Here is a 15,649-nt window from a genome sequence, read left to right as displayed (position 1 = left end):
CATGCCGGCAGGGCTGCGATGGGTGCTTTGCGTGTTTATCGTCCATGGGCGTTTGCCATTCAATTCTTCGCAGCTAGGCATATCTGATATACTCAGCCCTGCGTCCCCATCGTCTAGCGGTCAGGACATCGCCCTTTCAAGGCGACGACACGAGTTCGAGTCTCGTTGGGGGCACCATTCCGCAAGAAGAGGGCCCGTCCGGCTTTGCCGAGCGGGCCCTTTTCGTTGGCACAGATTGGAATGCGGCGCAGCTTAACGGCCTAGCTCAGTAGCTCGGCGACGATCTTGTCTCCGCGTTCATCGTGAGAGACAAAGCGAACCTCTCGTGGTGGCTCCTCGCCAGGGTCCGCCTTGTCATCAAGACGCGTAACCAGCACGTCGAGACGGGCGTCGCCAATCTGATCGGAGAATTGCTCGCCCCACTCGATCACGCAGACGCCGTCTGTGCCCATCACGTCAAAGAGCCCCGTGTCCTCGAGCTGGTCAGGATCATCAAGTCGGTAGAGGTCAAAGTGGTAGAGCGGCATGCTCGTGCCCTCATAGACCATCTCAATCGTAAACGTTGGGCTCGTGACGTCGCCCTCGACGCCCATGCCAGCGGCAATTCCCTTGGTGAGCTGCGTCTTTCCAGCGCCAAGGTCGCCGGTCAAGACGAGCACGTCGCCCTCTTGCAAGATCTTGCCGAGCTTGCGACCAAGTGAGATAGTCTGGTCCTGCGAGCTTGTCTCAAACGAGGCCTCCATCGCTACTCCTTTCCGGGACCAGCGGGGTTTGCCGCGAGCCACGCGCCGACCATCGTGAGGTCAGATTCAAGCAGCGGTTCCCAATCGGAGTGATAGATGGTCGCTGCTGGGTGAAACGTTGGGCACACGATGAAATGACCCTTCTGATAGAGCTTTCCGCGCAGCGACATCACGCCCTTCTCGGTCTGAAGCACAAATTGCGAGGCAAAGTTGCCCAAGCAGATAAGTACGTCTGGCCAGACAGAGCGAATCTGCTCGCGCAAGAACGGCGAGCACGCTGCAATCTCTTCGGGCTTGGGGTTGCGGTTTGAGGGAGGGCGGCACTTCACCACATTGGCGATGTAGACCTCGTCACGCGTCAAGTTAGCAAGCGAGAGGAGCGAGTCGAGCCTCTTGCCAGCAGCCCCCACAAAGGGAACTCCTTGCAGGTCCTCGTTCTTTCCCGGACCCTCGCCAATGAACATCACGCGCGCGCTGGGGTTACCGACTCCAAAGACCAGATTGGTCCTTGTTTGCCCCAGTGGACAGAGTTGACAATCGCCCATGAGGCTTCGGATTTCCTCAAGCGAGACCTCTTTTGGACGTGGATGTTCGTGACCGGGTATGTGCAGTGCGGGCATCGATCCGTCATCCCCCATTAGGTACGACCGCTGAACACGGCGCCTAGACATAGATCTTCTCTAGTCGCATGCCGAAGTCGCAGACAACCTCGTAGTTGATAGTGGCGCGCAGGGCTGCCATGTCATCGGCGGTAATCTGCTCGTCGCCATCGGCGCCAATCACCGTTACGACATCTCCCTGCGAGACGGGAGAGGCGGGGCGATAGGCACGAGCGTTGTTGACGTCGACGGCAAACATGAACTGGTCCATGCAGATGCGACCGACCTGACGGCAGCGCATGCCGTTCACGAGGACCTCCATGTTGTTGGAGAGCTCGCGCGCAAGGCCGTCCGCGTATCCTATTGGAACGGTTGCCACCTGCATGTTCTTCTTGGGCACGCGCCAGGTGAGCCCATAGCCCACGCCATCCCCCACCTGCGGATAGATGGCGCGCGTCACGCGGCCGCGAACGCTCATGACGGGCTCAAGCTGGATACGCGGAGCAGTGGTCTCAGCAGGCTGCAGGCCGTAGAGGCCAATGCCCACGCGGCACATATCGTAATGGCACTCGGGATGCAGGACCGTGCCAGGGGTGTTGTCGCAGTGGACCAGCCCCGTGGAAAGACCGGCTTCGCGCACCGCCTGCACCGCCTCGTTGAAGCGGTTCAGCTGCAGGGAGAAGTCCCAGTCGTCAATCACGTCGGCGGTTGCGAAGTGCGTGAACATGCCCGCGCACTCAAGGCCGCGGTGGAAGTCTATCGTGCGACGCAGCTCGACGACGTCCTCGCGGCGAACGCCGATGCGCGTCATGCCGGAGTCGATGGCCAGGTGGTAGCGAGCGACTTTGCCCGCAGACGCAGCGCACTCGCCCAGCGCAAGTGCGAAGTCGGCATCATAAACGGACGGCATGAGGTCGTAGTCGACAAGGGTCTTGACGCAGGTCTCCGGAGGCTCGGAAAGAACCAAGATAGGCTCTTGGATGCCGCCTTTGCGCAGCTCAACGCCCTCTTGCACGGTTGCCACGGCAAACTGGTCAGCACCGGCCGAGCGCATGACCGAGGCGCATCGAACAGCGCCGTGGCCATAGGCATCAGCCTTCACAACGCACATCATCTTGACGCCAGGCTCAAGCAGCCCCTTGAATGCGCGCGTATTGCGCCTAAGAGCGGCAAGGTCGACCTCGACCCATGCCCATCGGTCATCGGGACACACTGATCCAGCCATGAAGACCCCCAAGAAATCGGTCATACTCGGCGCGGTCGCGCCCGCGTCAATCCTACGCGTCTTGAAGCCCGCGCGTCTTACGCGACAGGTTCTTCATCATCAGTCGGAAACTCTATGTGCTCAGCAAGGGCGTCCGAAGCAAGACCAAGGCAATCGATTATGTCGGTTGCCATAACGCCACGCGAGCCATAGCGCTGCTCGGCGAGCGCCGCTGCATAGCCGTGAACCTCGCAGGCAAACGCGCAGAGCACGGCAAGCCCGTTGACGCGCCCATAGGTCTGGGCGAGCTCGGAGGCGATTATTCCGGAGAGCACGTCCCCCGACCCCGCCGTTGCAAGCGAGGCGGGGCCAGGCTTTGGAAGCACGGCGCGCTCGACGCTTACGCATGCCGTCGCAGAGCCCTTGGCAACAACGCACAGCTCAGAGCCGCCGTCGGACCAGAGGATGTTGCGAGCTTCTTCAAGCTGCTCGGAGAGAGAGTCAGGCGGATTGTCCTGACGGCCAACGAGCCGCCCAAGCTCGCGGCGGTGCGGAGTCAGAACAAGCGGGGCATTCCTCCGCAGAAGCTCCGGAAAGTCAGGCAGGGCATTGGAGGTTAGGCGAGAAATGCAGTTGAGGCCGTCAGCGTCCACCACGAGCGGGCGGTCGCAAGAGAGCAGAGACGAGACGACCGCGGTGGTTCCGCTTGTCACGGTCATCCCCGGACCGACGAGGACCGACGTGCTCTTCTCCGCCAGCTCGCTCACCGTCTTGCAGGCCTCCTTCGAGATGGTTCCCCCAGAGTCAGAGGGAAGCCCGACAACGGGAATCTCAAGCACGTGCGACTGGATAATGGGCGCAATGGCATCGGGAACGGCGAGCGTGACGTAGCCGGCGCCGGCGCGCGCGGCGGCGCGAGCCGCCATCACGGGAGCGCCTATGAAGCGAGAGGAGCCCCCCACTACCAGTACGGATCCGCGCGTGAACTTGTCCACCGAATTTGACCGTGGGACCATCACGTCAAGATAGTCCTCCAAGTCGGCGCGCCAGGCCACAGGGTCGGCGTCTACCACAATGCGCTCGGTCTGCTCGGCCAGCGGAGCCACGACGATCGAGCCGCATGCATCACGACCCCTGTCAGCAAGAAGGCCCGGCTTGAGGGCAAGCATGGTTACCGTGATATCGGCCATCACGCAGCCACCCGGCGCATGGCCGGTCTGAGCGGAAAGACCGCTGGGAACGTCTACGGAAAGGACGCGGGTTCCGCAGCCGTTGACGCAGTCGATCCAGATGTCAAAGGGGGCGCGGGGCTCGCCATGGAACCCGGTGCCCAGCATGCAGTCGACAACGACGTCGGCCGCAGAGAGAAGACCCTCGAGCTCGTCGCGCGAGGGCCCTACCAGCGTAGACACGCCCGCGCGCACCGCGCGCTGCGCCATCTGGCGGGCAAGGTCGCCCGAGAGCTCATCAGGGTCAATCGGAGTGACGACCTTGACGTTTACGCCGCGAGACTGCAGCGCCTCCGCCGCGACCCAACCGTCTCCGCCATTGTTGCCCATGCCACAGAGAATGGCGACGTTTGCCACGTCGTCACCCATCTCGAGAGCCTCTTGCGCGGCAGCGTATCCTGCGCGGTGCATGAGCTCCGACACGCTAATCCCAACGCGCGTGAGGGCAACCTCAGCACGCTTGATGTCTTCGACGTTGAGAACGGGCTGCATCTTTACTCCTCGCTCGAATCAGCCGGTCTTGCCTGTGCGGCCGGCACCTCTTCAATTATCCCTTCTTGGGCACGATCGAGCTCGTCGAGGATGGATCGTGCCTCTCTAAATGTTTCGGCGAGCTCACGCTCGGGGTCTGGCTTCTCGTTGGCGCGTGGGCGAACCTCGTCGGTCACCGCCACGGCATTGGCCACGGCCACGTCATGCGTGCAGGAAAGGGACAGGGCCACCTCGCGGACGCCCTGCTTGCGAGCCATCTCTGCCGCACCGCCGGAAAGGATCGCGTGAGGCCTTCCGGAACTGTCATAGCTAACCGATATGTTGGAGAAGCTCACGCCATTCGAGAAGCCCGTTCCCAGTGCCTTGGCGACGGCCTCGCGCGCGGCAAAGCACGCCGCGTAATGCTCGGCGGGATGCGGGCGGCTCTCGCAGTAGTCGCGCTCCTCCTGCGTGAAGACGCGCGTCAAAAAGCGGGGGCGGCGGCGCATGACCGCCTCCATCCGCGCAATCTCGAGCATGTCAACTCCAATGCCGGCGAGCGCCATCGGTCTACTCCACCGTCACAGACTTGGCAAGGTTTCTGGGCTTATCCACGTCGCATCCGCGGGAGCGGGCAACGTAGCGCGCAAGGATCTGCAGGTGGATGACCGCAACGATAGGCACGAGAAGCTCGTCGTCAACGGGCGGAATCCACAGAACGTGCTCGCAAAGCGACGCCACCGACTCGTCGCCATCGGTTGCCACGGCCACGCAGGTGGCGCCGCGGGCGATGACCTCTTGGATGTTTGAGACGGTCTTGTCGTGCACGCGGTCCTCCGGCACGATCGCAACAACCGGAAAGCCCGGCTCAAGCAGGGCGATGGGGCCATGCTTCATCTCTCCGGCCGGATAGGCCTCAGCGTGAAGGTAGCTGACCTCCTTGAGTTTGAGAGCGCCCTCGTAGGCCGTCGTGGAGTTTACGCCACGACCGAGGAAGAGCGCGGAGTGCGCACGGCGGAACACCTTTGCAGCCTGCTTGTCCTGCCAAGAGCGAGAAAGCACCGTGCGGACAAGGTCGGGCAGCGTCATCAGGTCGTCGTAGTGACCTTGGACCTCCTGGAGGCTCATCTCGCCCTTTGCCTGGGCAAGGCGCAGCGCAAGAAGCGCGCTGGCGACCATCTGGGCCGTGTAGGCCTTGGTCGAGCAGACGCAGACCTCGGGACCCGCCTGAACGTAGAGAACGCCATCGGACTCGCGCGCGGCAGAGGAGCCGAGCACGTTGGTCACGGCAAAGACCTTGCAGCCCATGCCCTTCATGCGGCGGGCGGCCGTGAGGGTGTCTGCCGTCTCGCCGGACTGGGTGATGATCACGCAGAGCGTGTGGTCGGTGATGAGGACGTCCTGCTCGTAGTTGAACTCTGAGGCGTACTCGCAGACGACAGGGATCTTTGCCCAGGTCTGGATGAACGTCTTGGCAATAAGGCCCACGTGATAGGACGTTCCGCAGGCAATGAGGAAGATGCGGTCGATCGAGGCGAGCTCGTCTTCTGACATCGCCAGCTCGTCGAGCCTGATGCCCTTCTCGCCCATGCGGTCCTTGAGCAGGCGCTCAAGCGCTTCTGGCTGCTCGGCAATCTCCTTCTCCATGAAGTCTGCGTAGCCGCCGAGCGTTGCCGCAGAGGCATCCCAGTCGATGTCAAAGGTTGCAGGATGCTCAACCGGCGAGCCATCAGCGTCAAAGACATCGACCGATCCAGACTTCTTGAGAAGGGCGAGCTGACCGTTGTCAAGCTGAATCACGTGCGAGGTGACGCTAGCAAGCGGCGTCACATCTGAGGCTGCGTAGGCGCCATCTGGCGTAGAGGCCACGACAAGCGGAGAGCCGTTGCGTGCGACGACTATCTGATCGGGAGCATCGGCGCAGACGACGGCGAGCGCCCATGAGCCCTCAAGGCGGCTCACGGCATTGCGAACGGCGGAGACAAGGTCGCCCTTGCAGGGACCTGCCCACGCGTCCTCAATCAGGTGCGCTATGACCTCGGAGTCGGTGTCAGAGGCGAGCGTGTGACCGTTGCGGGTGAGATAGGAACGAATCTCTCGGAAGTTCTCGATGATGCCGTTGTGCACGATGGCGATGCGCCCCGTGCAGTCAAGGTGCGGGTGCGCGTTCTTGTCAGTAGGAGAGCCGTGGGTAGCCCAGCGCGTATGCGCGATTCCCGTAGTGCCGACAAGGTTTGCCGTGGCGCAGCGATCGACCAACGTGGAAACGCGACCGGCGCACTTTACGCCATGCAGAGCCCCATCGGGAGAAAGCACCTCGACGCCAGCGGAATCATAGCCACGGTACTCGAGCGTTTGAAGCCCCTCAAGCAAGTACTTGACGGCCTGATTCTTTCCGGTATAGCCAACGATTCCGCACATAAGAGTCCTCCGAGATCACGACCCGACCAAAGGGCCTGGCCAAATTCGCTTGTTGCAGTTTAGCAGCCCCGCTTGCACAACCCGTGACAAGGAGCACGGGAGGTGCAAGCGGGACGAGTCGCACTAGGCTTGGAATGGCTCGAGCGCCGCCAAAACGATGTTGTCGGCTTCGGCGCAAAGCTTCTCATCCGGAGCCTCGGCAAGCACTCGGACCACCGGCTCCGTGCCAGATGCGCGCACGAGCACGCGACCGTTGCCCTCGAGGAACTTCTCGGCCTGCTCGACGGCGGCTTTGACCTCAGAGGAAGCCATGGCAGCGCTCTTGTCGGAGACGCGCACGTTTACGAGCTGCTGCGGATAGAGCGTGACGGGGCGCGTGAGCTCGGAGAGCTTCTCTCGCTCGGCCAGGAGCACCTCCATGATTCGCAGGCTCGTCATGATGCCATCACCGGTCTTCTCGAGGTCGCCAAAGATGATGTGACCGGACTGCTCGCCGCCCAGGGTGTAGCCGTGCTCCATCATGCAAGCCCAGACGTTCTTGTCCCCCACGGCGGTCTTCTCGTACTTGATGCCAGCGGTGTCGAGCGCCTTGAAGAAGCCGAAGTTGCTCATCACCGTTGGGACGACGGTGTTCTTGGCAAGGCGACCGTGCTTGGCCATATAGGTGCCGCAAACGTAGATGATGAGGTCCCCGTCGACGACGCGGCCGCGCTCGTCGACGGCGATGCAGCGGTCGGCGTCGCCGTCATAGGCAAAGCCGACATCAAGGCCCCTGCGAACGACGAAGTCCTGCAGGCGCTGCACATGGGTGCTGCCACAGTCCACATTGATGTTGAAGCCGTTGGGCGCGTTGTTGATAACGTGGGTCTCGGCGCCCATAGCGTCAAAGACCGGGCGCGCAACGGACGACGCCGCCCCGTTTGCGCAGTCAAGACCGACCTTGATCCCCTGCATAGAGAAGCCGCAGGAAGAGATTAGGTGAGCTATGTAGCGGTTGCGCCCCTGCATGTAATCAACGGTGCAGCCGATGTTGTCTCCTGTGGCGAGAGGCACCTCAAACTTGTCATCGATGTAGTCCTCGACCTGCTCGAGGACATCCTCGTCCATCTTGTAGCCCTCGCGGTTCACGAGCTTGATGCCATTGTCCGTAAAGGGGTTGTGCGATGCGGTGATCATGATGCCGCAGTCAAAGGCGCCATCGATGACCTCGTAGGAAACGCCGGGGGTAGGGATAACGTGCAGCATGTACGCGTCAGCGCCGCTCGAAACAAGACCAGCGACAATGGCAGACTCAAACATATAGCTGGAGCGGCGCGTGTCCTTACCAATGAGCACGCGGGCCTTTGCGCCCTTGCGCGCTCCGTAGTACCAGCCGATGAAGCGACCGATCTTGAAGGCATGGTCAACGTTGAGCCCCTCATTGGCCTTGCCCCTGAAGCCGTCCGTGCCGAAGTATTTCATTTCTGCTCCTAGTGACGATGCTGCGTTTGTGGAATGGAAGAGCTTCTCGAATGATTCTACCAGCACCTCCCGCGTCATTTCGAAAGGCCACGGAAAGGCCCCGCAATATGGGCGAGCGGCGGGATTGCCAAGGCAGGCGCATCAGGCTTGCACCAGGCGGTCAGCGAGTCTCCAAAAAGCCAAGACAACATAAAAAAGGCCCCCGCAAAAGCGGGGACCCTGCACAAGCAATTTGTTCCAGACGGCCTAGCGCTTGGAGAACTGCGGGCGCTTGCGGGCCTTCTTGAAGCCGTACTTCTTACGCTCGACGGCACGAGAGTCGCGGGTAAGGTAGCCAGCCTTCTTGAGCTCGGCGCGATACTCGCCAGCGCTGAGAAGGGCGCGAGCGATGCCAAGGCGCAGAGCGCCGGACTGGCCATTGATGCCGCCGCCATCGCAGTTGGCGTAGACGTCGAAGCTCTCGGCGGTCTCGGTCAGACGAAGGGGTGCAATTGCGTTGTCAACGAGCTGCTGACGGCCGAAGTACTGGGCGGCGTCGCGACCGTTGACGATGACCTTGCCGGTGCCGGGCACGAGGCGGACGCGAGCGACAGCCTCCTTGCGACGGCCGGTGCCGGTGTAAACAGCGGTGTTATCAGCCATCGGTTAAGCCTCCAGATCGATCTTGACGGGGTTCTGAGCTGCATGCGGATGCTCCGGGCCAGCGTAAACCTTGAGCTTGGTGGCCTGCTTGCGGCCAAGGCTGGTCTTGGGGAGCATGCCCTTGATGGCGTGCTCGACGACGCGCTCGGGGTGCTTTGCCATAGCCTCCTTGAAGGACTCGGTCTTGAGGCCACCGAGCCAGCCGGAGTAGCGCCAGTAAGACTTGTGGTCAGCCTTAACGCCGGTCAGGACGACCTTGTCGGCGTTGATGACAATCACGAAGTCGCCGGTGTCGGTGTTGGGGGTGTACTGCGGCTTGTCCTTGCCGCGAAGAATCATCGCGGCCTTGGTGGCGAGACGGCCGAGCGTCATGCCATCGGCGTCGATGAGCACCCACTTGCGCTCGACTTCGCCGGGCTTGGCGAACTGAGTCGACTTCTTCACTTGACTCCTCCTACGAGAATTACGTGCTAACGGCTCCTGGACGAACCGTTGTGCTTGCTTTTTTGTCAGAGATTACGGGGCTCTGTGGAAAAGCCTTAAAAGTATATACCAAGGCTTTCGGACAGAGCCGAAAAAATCCAGCTCATTGAGCCATTCACATTCCCCACACGCGAGTCGAGCCTTGAGACCCAGCTTGTCTGCGCTGCTACTCGCCCGCAAGAAACGACTTTATCTCGTCCAGCCGGCGCACGGCCTGATTGCGCCCTTGAAGGTAGAGGTCAAGGAGCTTGCCGCCCGAGTGCTCGTTGGTGCCCACTTCGACGGGCTTCTCGGGTGCGATTACGATCACCGGGCTCTTCTCGGAGGCCTCGAGCTTGAACAGGCGCTCACGCTTGGCGTTGTAACGCAGATAGCGCGTCGCAAGAGCCTCCTCATAGTAGGGGTAGTCAGAGTAGCGGCGCGAGCGCACGGCAAGCGCCCCCTGTGCGGCGCTCTTCTCATACGTGCGGTCCTGGGTCACCACAACCAACGCGCGCCTTGCTGGCGCATATCCTTCGACCTGTGGGGCGTCGTTGATTCCCAGCGCCACCTCAAAGGGGATGGAGTCCGTCGTGCCGCCATCCAGATACCGGTGCCCGTCAATCTCGACCACGCGCGAGAGCAAGGGAAGCGACGCAGAGGCGCGCACCTTGTCGACGTCGCGGGGGAACTCCTCGCACGGAAGATACGCCGCGGTGCCAAAGACCAGATCGGACGCAACCGCATACATCCGCAGAGGATTGTTGTTGAACGTGGTGTTGTCGCCAGGATCGAGCCTGTTTTGCACCTCGTCGTAGAGAAACTCGCCGCCCGCGATGTTTCCCGTCGTAGCAAGCGACCAAAAGGACATGAACCGCCTGTCGTCACGAAATGCCAGCATGATGCGCATGGTGCGCCCAATCTGGCGGCTCTTGAAGCTGAAGGCGTTGAGCGCTCCCGCCGAGACGCCCCAGACGCTCGAAAAGTCGTAGACGTTATGCTCCATCAGCACGTCGAGGACGCCGGCGGTGAACATGCCGCGAAACCCTCCGCCTTCAAGCACCAGCGCGTTGTCGGAATCCATGGCCCCTCCCCTTTTTCTGTTTGACGAGAACATCGTACCCGCTGCAAAGAGGTCGGGCACACGCGAGCGTCCACAATTAGAATGGACTCAACCTGTAATCCTTGCGGAAGGGATGGAACCGATGATCTATACCGTCACGCTCAACCCCGCTCTGGACAAGACCGTCAAGGTCCCGAATCTGAAAGTCGATGCCGTAAACCGCATCACTGAGCTTCGCAGCGACGCCGGCGGCAAGGGCATCAACGTTTCGAAGGTCATCGCCAAGCTGGGCGGCTCCTCCGAGGCCGTTGCCGTGCTTGCGGGCAACACCGGCAAGTGGATCGAGGAGGCGCTCGCTGACGCCGGAATCCGCATGCTTGCTTACCACGTCGAGGGAGAGACGCGCACCAACCTCAAGGTCATCGACCCCGAAAACGACACCCACACCGATATCAACGAGCCTGGTCCCAAGGTAACCGACGCCATGCTGAACGAGCTTCTCGACCAGCTTGTCGAGCAGGTTCAGAAGGGCGATATCGTGGTGCTCTCCGGCAGCCTTCCCGCTGGCACCGACCGCGCAACGTATGGAACCTGGACCCGCACGCTGCGCGAGACGGGCGCAAAGGTGTATCTGGACGCCGACGGCGACGCGCTTAAGCACGGCCTTGAGGCAAAGCCGTACTTCACCAAGCCGAACGACCACGAGCTCTCCGGCCTTGTCGGTCGCGAGCTGACCGACGTGAAGGAGATTGCGGCCGCAGCCCAGGAGCTTGTCGAGAAGGGCATCGAGAAGGTCCTCATCTCGATGGGCGGCGAGGGCGGCCTTATTGCCACCGCTGATGGCGCTTGGTACGCCGGCCCCGTGAAGGTGCCCGTTGGATCCACCGTGGGCGCTGGCGACTCCGTCGTGGCAGCGATGGCGTATGCGGAGAGCAACGGCATGGGCATCGAGGACACCATGCGCCTGGCCATGGCCACCGGCGCGGCCAACGTTATGCAGTCTGGCACGCAGGCCGCCGAGCGATCCGTCGTCGACTCCCTCATCGATAGGGTCGAGCTCACGAAGCTGTAAGCGCTGCGCCGCGCGTGACAACGCGAGCGAAAAAAGCGCCGTCGAGAGGCTCTCTCGACGGCGCTTGTTACGTATGGTGGAGGTGCGGAGAATCGAACTCCGGTCCAAGGCACATCCCTGACAGGTGTCTCCAGGCTCAGTTGCCGGTTAGATCTCAGACGACGCGCACCCGGTAACCCGCGCTTGTCGTCCCAGCTGGTTCAGTCTTAGCGCGCGGCATACCAACCACGTCCGCGCGAGCGTCTCCCTCAGATGACACCGCACCGGAGCCGGGAGCGCTCTCCGGATTGGCGCGCTGCAAGCTAAAGCTTAAGCAGCGAGAGCCAGCTGAGGCTCGTAAGAATTGTTGTCGTCAATTCAATTTGACGGTTCCCCTGTTTAACGTGGCGAGGAGACCACGGCCTGCTACCCATCTCAGACATACCTTGTCGAAACCAGTCACCCCCGAGATGAAGTGGGGCCAATGCCACCATGCGAATATCAAAGTGCTTGCAAGCGCTAGCGCCTGCGGATAGATAGTATACCCCGTTTGCGCAACGCCATGCGCTACCAGCTCAAAGCCGACAAGCGGCGGCGCTTCTCACGGTCCACGAACATGACGAGGCAGGCCACAGCGAGAAGGGCCGGGCTCGCCAAGATGGCATGGAGACCAAAAGCTCCAATCAGCCTGGCGCCGATTATGGCGCCAATAACAAAGCACACGATGACGCCGTAATAAAGGCACGCCCCCTCAAGGCGGTCGCGCTCATGCGTGTGAAGGTAGGTTACCAAATCCTGCGTTCCGCTGCGCAGGTTGCCGATGCACATGGTGGTTGCAAACGCCCGCCCATGGAGCTTCCTGAACGACTGCACCTGAATGCCGCAGGCAAAAGACGTGATGCTATTGGCGAGAAGGTCAAGCTCCGGAGGCATCAGGGCAACCACGCACAGCAGGGCGATCTCTGCCAGCAGCGAAAGCTGCCGCCAGTGGAGCCTTGTGCCATGAAAGCGCAGCTTGAAGAGGTGGGCGAGCGCGATGCCGCCAGCGAAGAAAAGCACGGGCAGGGCGTAATTGATAGCACGGCCCCAGTTTCCATCGGCCAGATTTACGCCCAAAAGGAGCATGTTCCCCGTCTGCGCGTTCGCGAACACCTTGCCTCGGGCAAGGTAGGAATACGCGTCCATCATCCCTCCTGACAGGGCGAGAAACACGGCAAGCTCGATGGACTCCGACGACTGACGCGCACGCTGCATAGGACTCCTCTCGAACGGCTGCAGCCCCGTCATTCTACGGCGCGCCGGTCGCGCGCACGCAAGACTCCACCAAGCCGCCACGCGAATGTTGCAAGGCGGAAAAGACGCCCTAAAGGCCGCGGAACCCGCGCGCACGCAAAAAGCGGGCGGACGGCCGCAGCCATCCGCCCGCTCGCACGCTTGATGCGTTTGCCTACGCGCGCTAGTCCTCAACCAGCTCAAACATGTCAGGGCCAACGCCGCAGGTCGGGCAAACAAAGTCCTCGGGGAGCTCGGGGGTGTCAACGGTAACCTCGTAGCCGCAGACGGTGCAGCGGAACGTATAGGTCTTCTTCTCTTCAGCCATGATTAGTTCCTCTCTCTTGGTCTAACAGTACGTCCGTAACAAATGCTACCTGTCAGGTTACATCAACGTGCAAGCGATGGAAGCGCGTTAGTCAACCTTGACAAAGTTGTCGCGACCAACGCCGCAGAGCGGGCAACGGAAGTCCTCAGGAAGCTCTTCCTCGTCCGTCTCGTAGATGTAGCCGCAGATAGCGCAACGGAAGTGGTGCTTGGCACCTGGTTTGGGCGTCTCGGAAGGATCTGCGCCCTCGATGTAGGAAGAGGCCTTGGGCGGCGTCTTGCCCTTGAGGACGCTGTGGTAGTACGCATAGGTCATGGGCTCGTCGTCGCTGGTGCGCTCGGCGTCGGTGACCTCGCCGATAAACATGAGGTGCGTGCCAAGATCAATCGTGTTCACGACGGCCGCAGTGATGACCGAGCAGGTGTTGACCGGCGTATAGGGGTCGAACAGGCTCGAGGTCTTGGTCTCGATGCCATCAAACTTGTCGAAGTCTGCGGAACTCCTGAAGCCAAAGCGCCCTATGTAGGGCATGTCAGCCTTCTTGGATACGACAGTCAGCGTAAAGTGCTCTGCCGACTTGATGACCTCGGTGGTGTGATTCTGCTTGTTGACCGTAATCGCAACCTGAAGCGGGTCGCCCGTCACCTGAATTGCCGTATTGATCAGGCATGCTCCGACGTTCTCGCCATCAGTTGCCGACACGACGTAAAGCCCATATGAGAAACTGAACATTGCCTTTGCGTCCATGGCTCCCCTTTCTTTGGTTTACCGCATGGTCGTGATATACCCCAACCCTAGACTTGCGGTCCATCAACTGCGCAAGCGTTTCTTGAAGTGGCGCAGAAGAATCGTCCCGACGGCAATTCCCGCGGCAGCCCCGCACATGTCCAAAAGCGAATCGAAAAATGACGAGCAGCGCCCGGGGGTAAAGATTTGAATGGACTCGTCCACAAGGGGGACGACGATGCAGATTGCAAGTATCGGCCAGAACGCGCGCCAAGCCGCGTGGCCTCCCGAAATCAAGGCGCAGTCAAGTCGCGACCGAAACACGCGCACGCACAGAAGGCCAAGAACGAGATGCTCGCTGAAGTGACCTACCTTCCTGACCACAAAGTTCATCGTACTGGCATCGGTCACGCCAAGCATGCGAAAGGCAGGCTCAAAGAGCGCCACGAAGCGCAGGCTCTCGATTGACGAGTCTGGCCCAGACACCAGGGAATGACCCCAGATGAAGCAGACCCACAGGGCGAGAATGACGCGCCATGCGGCATCTGAGCTAATCGTTTTCGCATCACGAGACCCCATGCGACGCCCCGCGGCTAGCGGTTGCGCTCCTTGAGGGCGCGTCGGATCTCTCGATCGACATCACGGCGTGCCATATCCTCGCGCTTGTCATAGAGCTTCTTGCCTCGACCGAGGCCAATGCAGAGCTTCACGCGGTTATGCTCGTCAAAGTAGAGCTCCAACGGGACGAGGGCCACTCCCTTTGTGCGTAGCTTGCCATCCAGATAGTCAATCTGCCCGCGATGCAAGAGCAGCCTGCGCTTGCGGTCGGGGTCAACGTTCCACACGCCGCTCATCGAGTAGGGATGAATGTGCACGCCGTGCAGCCATACCTCCCCGTTGCGAATCAGGCAGAATGCGTCGGTAATCTGGGCAGCGCGTTCGCGAAGGCTTTTCACCTCGGCGCCCGTAAGCTCAATGCCCGCCTCAAACGTCTCGTCAATGAAGTACTCATGACGTGCGGAGCGGTTCTTTGCGATAGTCTTCTTCTCGCGTTTATTTGTCGCTGGCATCTGAGTCACCCCGGGCAATCTCAGCGTCTGTCTCGCGGATAAGCTTGAGTAGCGCCATGGCAGCAGGCTCTCCCACAAGGTCGCGAGCGCGAATGGTAAGCGTCGTCGCCAGGTTGTTATCGCCCGCAGCGGCATAGTCCTCTGCGCACATGAGCAGGCAGATTGCCACTTCGGCGTTTGCGCCGTCAGGCAGCCCCTCGTCGGCGAGCAGGCGCGTCGTCTGCTCATCGGTCACCTTGTCAGGGTCGCAGTCGGTACCAGCAGCCTGGTCAAGCGCGGCCTTGAGCGAGGAATCGTCCACGTCCAGGCGCCGAGCGGCACGAAGTGCGGCAGCGGCCGTCTTGGGCTTGCCCGACTCCTGGAAGTAGCCGGCAAAGTTGAGGAAGGCGCGAGCCAGATAGCGCGCGTCGCTCGCCCGCTCGAAGCAGCTGTAGGTAAGCGCAAGGTACTCGTCGTTGTCTCCGGCATTGCGATAGAGCTCGGCAAGGTTCAGGCGATAGCTGCAGTCCATGGGGTTCCAGCGGACGGCGCTCTTGAGCGCGGCCATGGCACTGTCATAGTCATCCGTGCGAACGCAGGCAAGCGCAAGGTCGGCGTACATGCGGTCGAGAGGCTCGTCCACATTGTGGAGCGTGCGAGGGTCGTCCTCCACGCGACGGTAGCAAAGGCGCTCGAACATCGTAGGGAAGCTGAACCACTGGTCAGTATCGGTGGTGTGGCAGTTCTCGTCGACGTACTCTTCGGCGTCCTCGGCAAGGTGCGAGAGGAGCTCGACGGCGTCCTCGTTCTGCCCCTCCACAAGGAGCCCCTCGGCTCGCATCAGCTCGTCAGATAGCGTTGATGATTCCATATTCTCTCCTTGACCGCCGCAAGCGGTCGTTGGCGTCATTATGTGTCCTAGCAAAGT

Annotated in this window: 17 protein-coding genes, 1 tRNA gene and 1 other RNA gene; 2 read left to right on the top strand and 17 right to left on the bottom strand. The window is 61.2% G+C overall.

What is annotated here, in order from left to right:
- Positions 1–102 precede the first annotated feature (102 nt).
- Positions 103–177 (top strand) — tRNA-Glu (locus tag ACOYJL_RS07210).
- 83 nt (positions 178–260) lie between these two features.
- On the opposite strand, the gene tsaE is transcribed toward ACOYJL_RS07210, so the two are convergent.
- From tsaE to ACOYJL_RS07160, 10 genes are all read right to left on the bottom strand, one after another.
- A complete protein-coding gene (gene tsaE, locus ACOYJL_RS07205; protein WP_433569543.1) occupies positions 261–743 on the bottom strand; it encodes a tRNA (adenosine(37)-N6)-threonylcarbamoyltransferase complex ATPase subunit type 1 TsaE in 483 nt (160 codons plus the stop codon).
- 2 nt (positions 744–745) lie between these two features.
- Positions 746–1,363, bottom strand: coding sequence for a uracil-DNA glycosylase (locus tag ACOYJL_RS07200; RefSeq protein WP_433569584.1), 618 nt, complete (start codon positions 1,361–1,363; stop codon positions 746–748).
- Between the two features lie 43 nt (positions 1,364–1,406).
- On the bottom strand, positions 1,407–2,567 hold the full coding sequence (gene alr / locus ACOYJL_RS07195) for an alanine racemase (RefSeq protein WP_433569542.1): 1,161 nt from the start codon (positions 2,565–2,567) through the stop codon (positions 1,407–1,409).
- A 77-nt stretch (positions 2,568–2,644) separates the two neighbouring features.
- Positions 2,645–4,267 carry an NAD(P)H-hydrate dehydratase gene (locus ACOYJL_RS07190; RefSeq protein WP_433569541.1) on the bottom strand — a complete coding sequence of 541 codons (1,623 nt, stop codon included), beginning with the start codon at positions 4,265–4,267 and terminating at the stop codon, positions 2,645–2,647.
- Positions 4,268–4,269: 2 nt separating this feature from the next.
- Positions 4,270–4,812, bottom strand: coding sequence for a holo-ACP synthase (acpS, locus tag ACOYJL_RS07185; protein WP_433569540.1), 543 nt, complete (start codon positions 4,810–4,812; stop codon positions 4,270–4,272).
- A 4-nt stretch (positions 4,813–4,816) separates the two neighbouring features.
- Positions 4,817–6,667: a glutamine--fructose-6-phosphate transaminase (isomerizing) gene (glmS, locus tag ACOYJL_RS07180; protein ID WP_433569539.1), complete on the bottom strand. Its 1,851-nt coding sequence runs from the start codon at positions 6,665–6,667 to the stop codon at positions 4,817–4,819.
- A 123-nt stretch (positions 6,668–6,790) separates the two neighbouring features.
- Positions 6,791–8,128, bottom strand: a complete 1,338-nt coding sequence (gene glmM, locus ACOYJL_RS07175; protein WP_433569538.1) for a phosphoglucosamine mutase — start codon at positions 8,126–8,128, stop codon at positions 6,791–6,793.
- 246 nt (positions 8,129–8,374) lie between these two features.
- Positions 8,375–8,770 (bottom strand): 30S ribosomal protein S9, encoded by a 396-nt coding sequence (rpsI, locus tag ACOYJL_RS07170; RefSeq protein WP_433569537.1) that lies wholly within the window; start codon positions 8,768–8,770, stop codon positions 8,375–8,377.
- Between the two features lie 3 nt (positions 8,771–8,773).
- Complete coding sequence (gene rplM, locus ACOYJL_RS07165) at positions 8,774–9,214, bottom strand: 50S ribosomal protein L13 (RefSeq protein WP_433569536.1); 441 nt, start codon at positions 9,212–9,214, stop codon at positions 8,774–8,776.
- A 205-nt stretch (positions 9,215–9,419) separates the two neighbouring features.
- The gene (locus ACOYJL_RS07160; protein ID WP_433569535.1) at positions 9,420–10,316 is read right to left on the bottom strand and encodes a patatin-like phospholipase family protein; all 897 of its coding nucleotides are present in this window, start codon (positions 10,314–10,316) and stop codon (positions 9,420–9,422) included.
- Between the two features lie 121 nt (positions 10,317–10,437).
- Between ACOYJL_RS07160 and pfkB the strand changes: the two genes are divergently transcribed.
- Positions 10,438–11,367 (top strand): 1-phosphofructokinase, encoded by a 930-nt coding sequence (gene pfkB, locus ACOYJL_RS07155; RefSeq protein WP_433569534.1) that lies wholly within the window; start codon positions 10,438–10,440, stop codon positions 11,365–11,367.
- Between the two features lie 74 nt (positions 11,368–11,441).
- Here pfkB and ssrA read toward each other — a convergent pair.
- The 7 genes from ssrA to ACOYJL_RS07120 all read right to left on the bottom strand — a co-directional run bounded on the left by ssrA (position 11,442) and on the right by ACOYJL_RS07120 (position 15,592).
- Positions 11,442–11,813: a transfer-messenger RNA gene (gene ssrA, locus ACOYJL_RS07150) on the bottom strand.
- Between the two features lie 100 nt (positions 11,814–11,913).
- Entirely contained in the window at positions 11,914–12,600 is a 687-nt protein-coding gene (locus tag ACOYJL_RS07145; protein ID WP_433569533.1) for a YoaK family protein, read from the bottom strand.
- A gap of 202 nt (positions 12,601–12,802) precedes the next feature.
- The gene (locus tag ACOYJL_RS07140) at positions 12,803–12,946 is read right to left on the bottom strand and encodes a rubredoxin-like domain-containing protein (protein WP_433569532.1); all 144 of its coding nucleotides are present in this window, start codon (positions 12,944–12,946) and stop codon (positions 12,803–12,805) included.
- An 87-nt stretch (positions 12,947–13,033) separates the two neighbouring features.
- Positions 13,034–13,693 carry a flavin reductase gene (locus ACOYJL_RS07135; protein WP_433569531.1) on the bottom strand — a complete coding sequence of 220 codons (660 nt, stop codon included), beginning with the start codon at positions 13,691–13,693 and terminating at the stop codon, positions 13,034–13,036.
- A 63-nt stretch (positions 13,694–13,756) separates the two neighbouring features.
- Positions 13,757–14,251, bottom strand: a complete 495-nt coding sequence (locus tag ACOYJL_RS07130) for a VanZ family protein (RefSeq protein WP_433569530.1) — start codon at positions 14,249–14,251, stop codon at positions 13,757–13,759.
- Between the two features lie 14 nt (positions 14,252–14,265).
- Complete coding sequence (gene smpB / locus ACOYJL_RS07125) at positions 14,266–14,742, bottom strand: SsrA-binding protein SmpB (protein ID WP_433569529.1); 477 nt, start codon at positions 14,740–14,742, stop codon at positions 14,266–14,268.
- Positions 14,726–15,592, bottom strand: a complete 867-nt coding sequence (locus ACOYJL_RS07120; RefSeq protein WP_433569528.1) for a hypothetical protein — start codon at positions 15,590–15,592, stop codon at positions 14,726–14,728. The genes smpB and ACOYJL_RS07120 overlap by 17 nt, the downstream gene beginning before the upstream one ends.
- Positions 15,593–15,649 lie beyond the last annotated feature (57 nt).

The organism is Tractidigestivibacter sp. (assembly GCF_050946515.1).
Lineage (GTDB): Bacteria > Actinomycetota > Coriobacteriia > Coriobacteriales > Atopobiaceae > Tractidigestivibacter.
Note: the sequence above shows the minus strand (reverse complement) of the source record. Positions and strands in the feature narration are given on the sequence as shown.

What these genes read in the sequence shown, in the direction of transcription:
- glmM (WP_433569538.1), bottom strand. Translation starts at nt 8,128, where the DNA reads ATGAAATACTTCGGCACGGACGGCTTCAGGGGCAAGGCCAATGAGGGG.
- ACOYJL_RS07160 (WP_433569535.1), bottom strand. Translation starts at nt 10,316, where the DNA reads ATGGATTCCGACAACGCGCTGGTGCTTGAAGGCGGAGGGTTTCGCGGC.
- ACOYJL_RS07190 (WP_433569541.1), bottom strand. Translation starts at nt 4,267, where the DNA reads ATGCAGCCCGTTCTCAACGTCGAAGACATCAAGCGTGCTGAGGTTGCC.
- ACOYJL_RS07145 (WP_433569533.1), bottom strand. Translation starts at nt 12,600, where the DNA reads ATGCAGCGTGCGCGTCAGTCGTCGGAGTCCATCGAGCTTGCCGTGTTT.
- ACOYJL_RS07140 (WP_433569532.1), bottom strand. Translation starts at nt 12,946, where the DNA reads ATGGCTGAAGAGAAGAAGACCTATACGTTCCGCTGCACCGTCTGCGGC.
- alr (WP_433569542.1), bottom strand. Translation starts at nt 2,567, where the DNA reads ATGGCTGGATCAGTGTGTCCCGATGACCGATGGGCATGGGTCGAGGTC.
- ACOYJL_RS07120 (WP_433569528.1), bottom strand. Translation starts at nt 15,592, where the DNA reads ATGGAATCATCAACGCTATCTGACGAGCTGATGCGAGCCGAGGGGCTC.
- acpS (WP_433569540.1), bottom strand. Translation starts at nt 4,812, where the DNA reads ATGGCGCTCGCCGGCATTGGAGTTGACATGCTCGAGATTGCGCGGATG.
- ACOYJL_RS07130 (WP_433569530.1), bottom strand. Translation starts at nt 14,251, where the DNA reads ATGGGGTCTCGTGATGCGAAAACGATTAGCTCAGATGCCGCATGGCGC.
- pfkB (WP_433569534.1), top strand. Translation starts at nt 10,438, where the DNA reads ATGATCTATACCGTCACGCTCAACCCCGCTCTGGACAAGACCGTCAAG.
- rpsI (WP_433569537.1), bottom strand. Translation starts at nt 8,770, where the DNA reads ATGGCTGATAACACCGCTGTTTACACCGGCACCGGCCGTCGCAAGGAG.
- ACOYJL_RS07200 (WP_433569584.1), bottom strand. Translation starts at nt 1,363, where the DNA reads ATGCCCGCACTGCACATACCCGGTCACGAACATCCACGTCCAAAAGAG.
- tsaE (WP_433569543.1), bottom strand. Translation starts at nt 743, where the DNA reads ATGGAGGCCTCGTTTGAGACAAGCTCGCAGGACCAGACTATCTCACTT.
- ACOYJL_RS07135 (WP_433569531.1), bottom strand. Translation starts at nt 13,693, where the DNA reads ATGGACGCAAAGGCAATGTTCAGTTTCTCATATGGGCTTTACGTCGTG.
- glmS (WP_433569539.1), bottom strand. Translation starts at nt 6,667, where the DNA reads ATGTGCGGAATCGTTGGCTATACCGGAAAGAATCAGGCCGTCAAGTAC.
- smpB (WP_433569529.1), bottom strand. Translation starts at nt 14,742, where the DNA reads ATGCCAGCGACAAATAAACGCGAGAAGAAGACTATCGCAAAGAACCGC.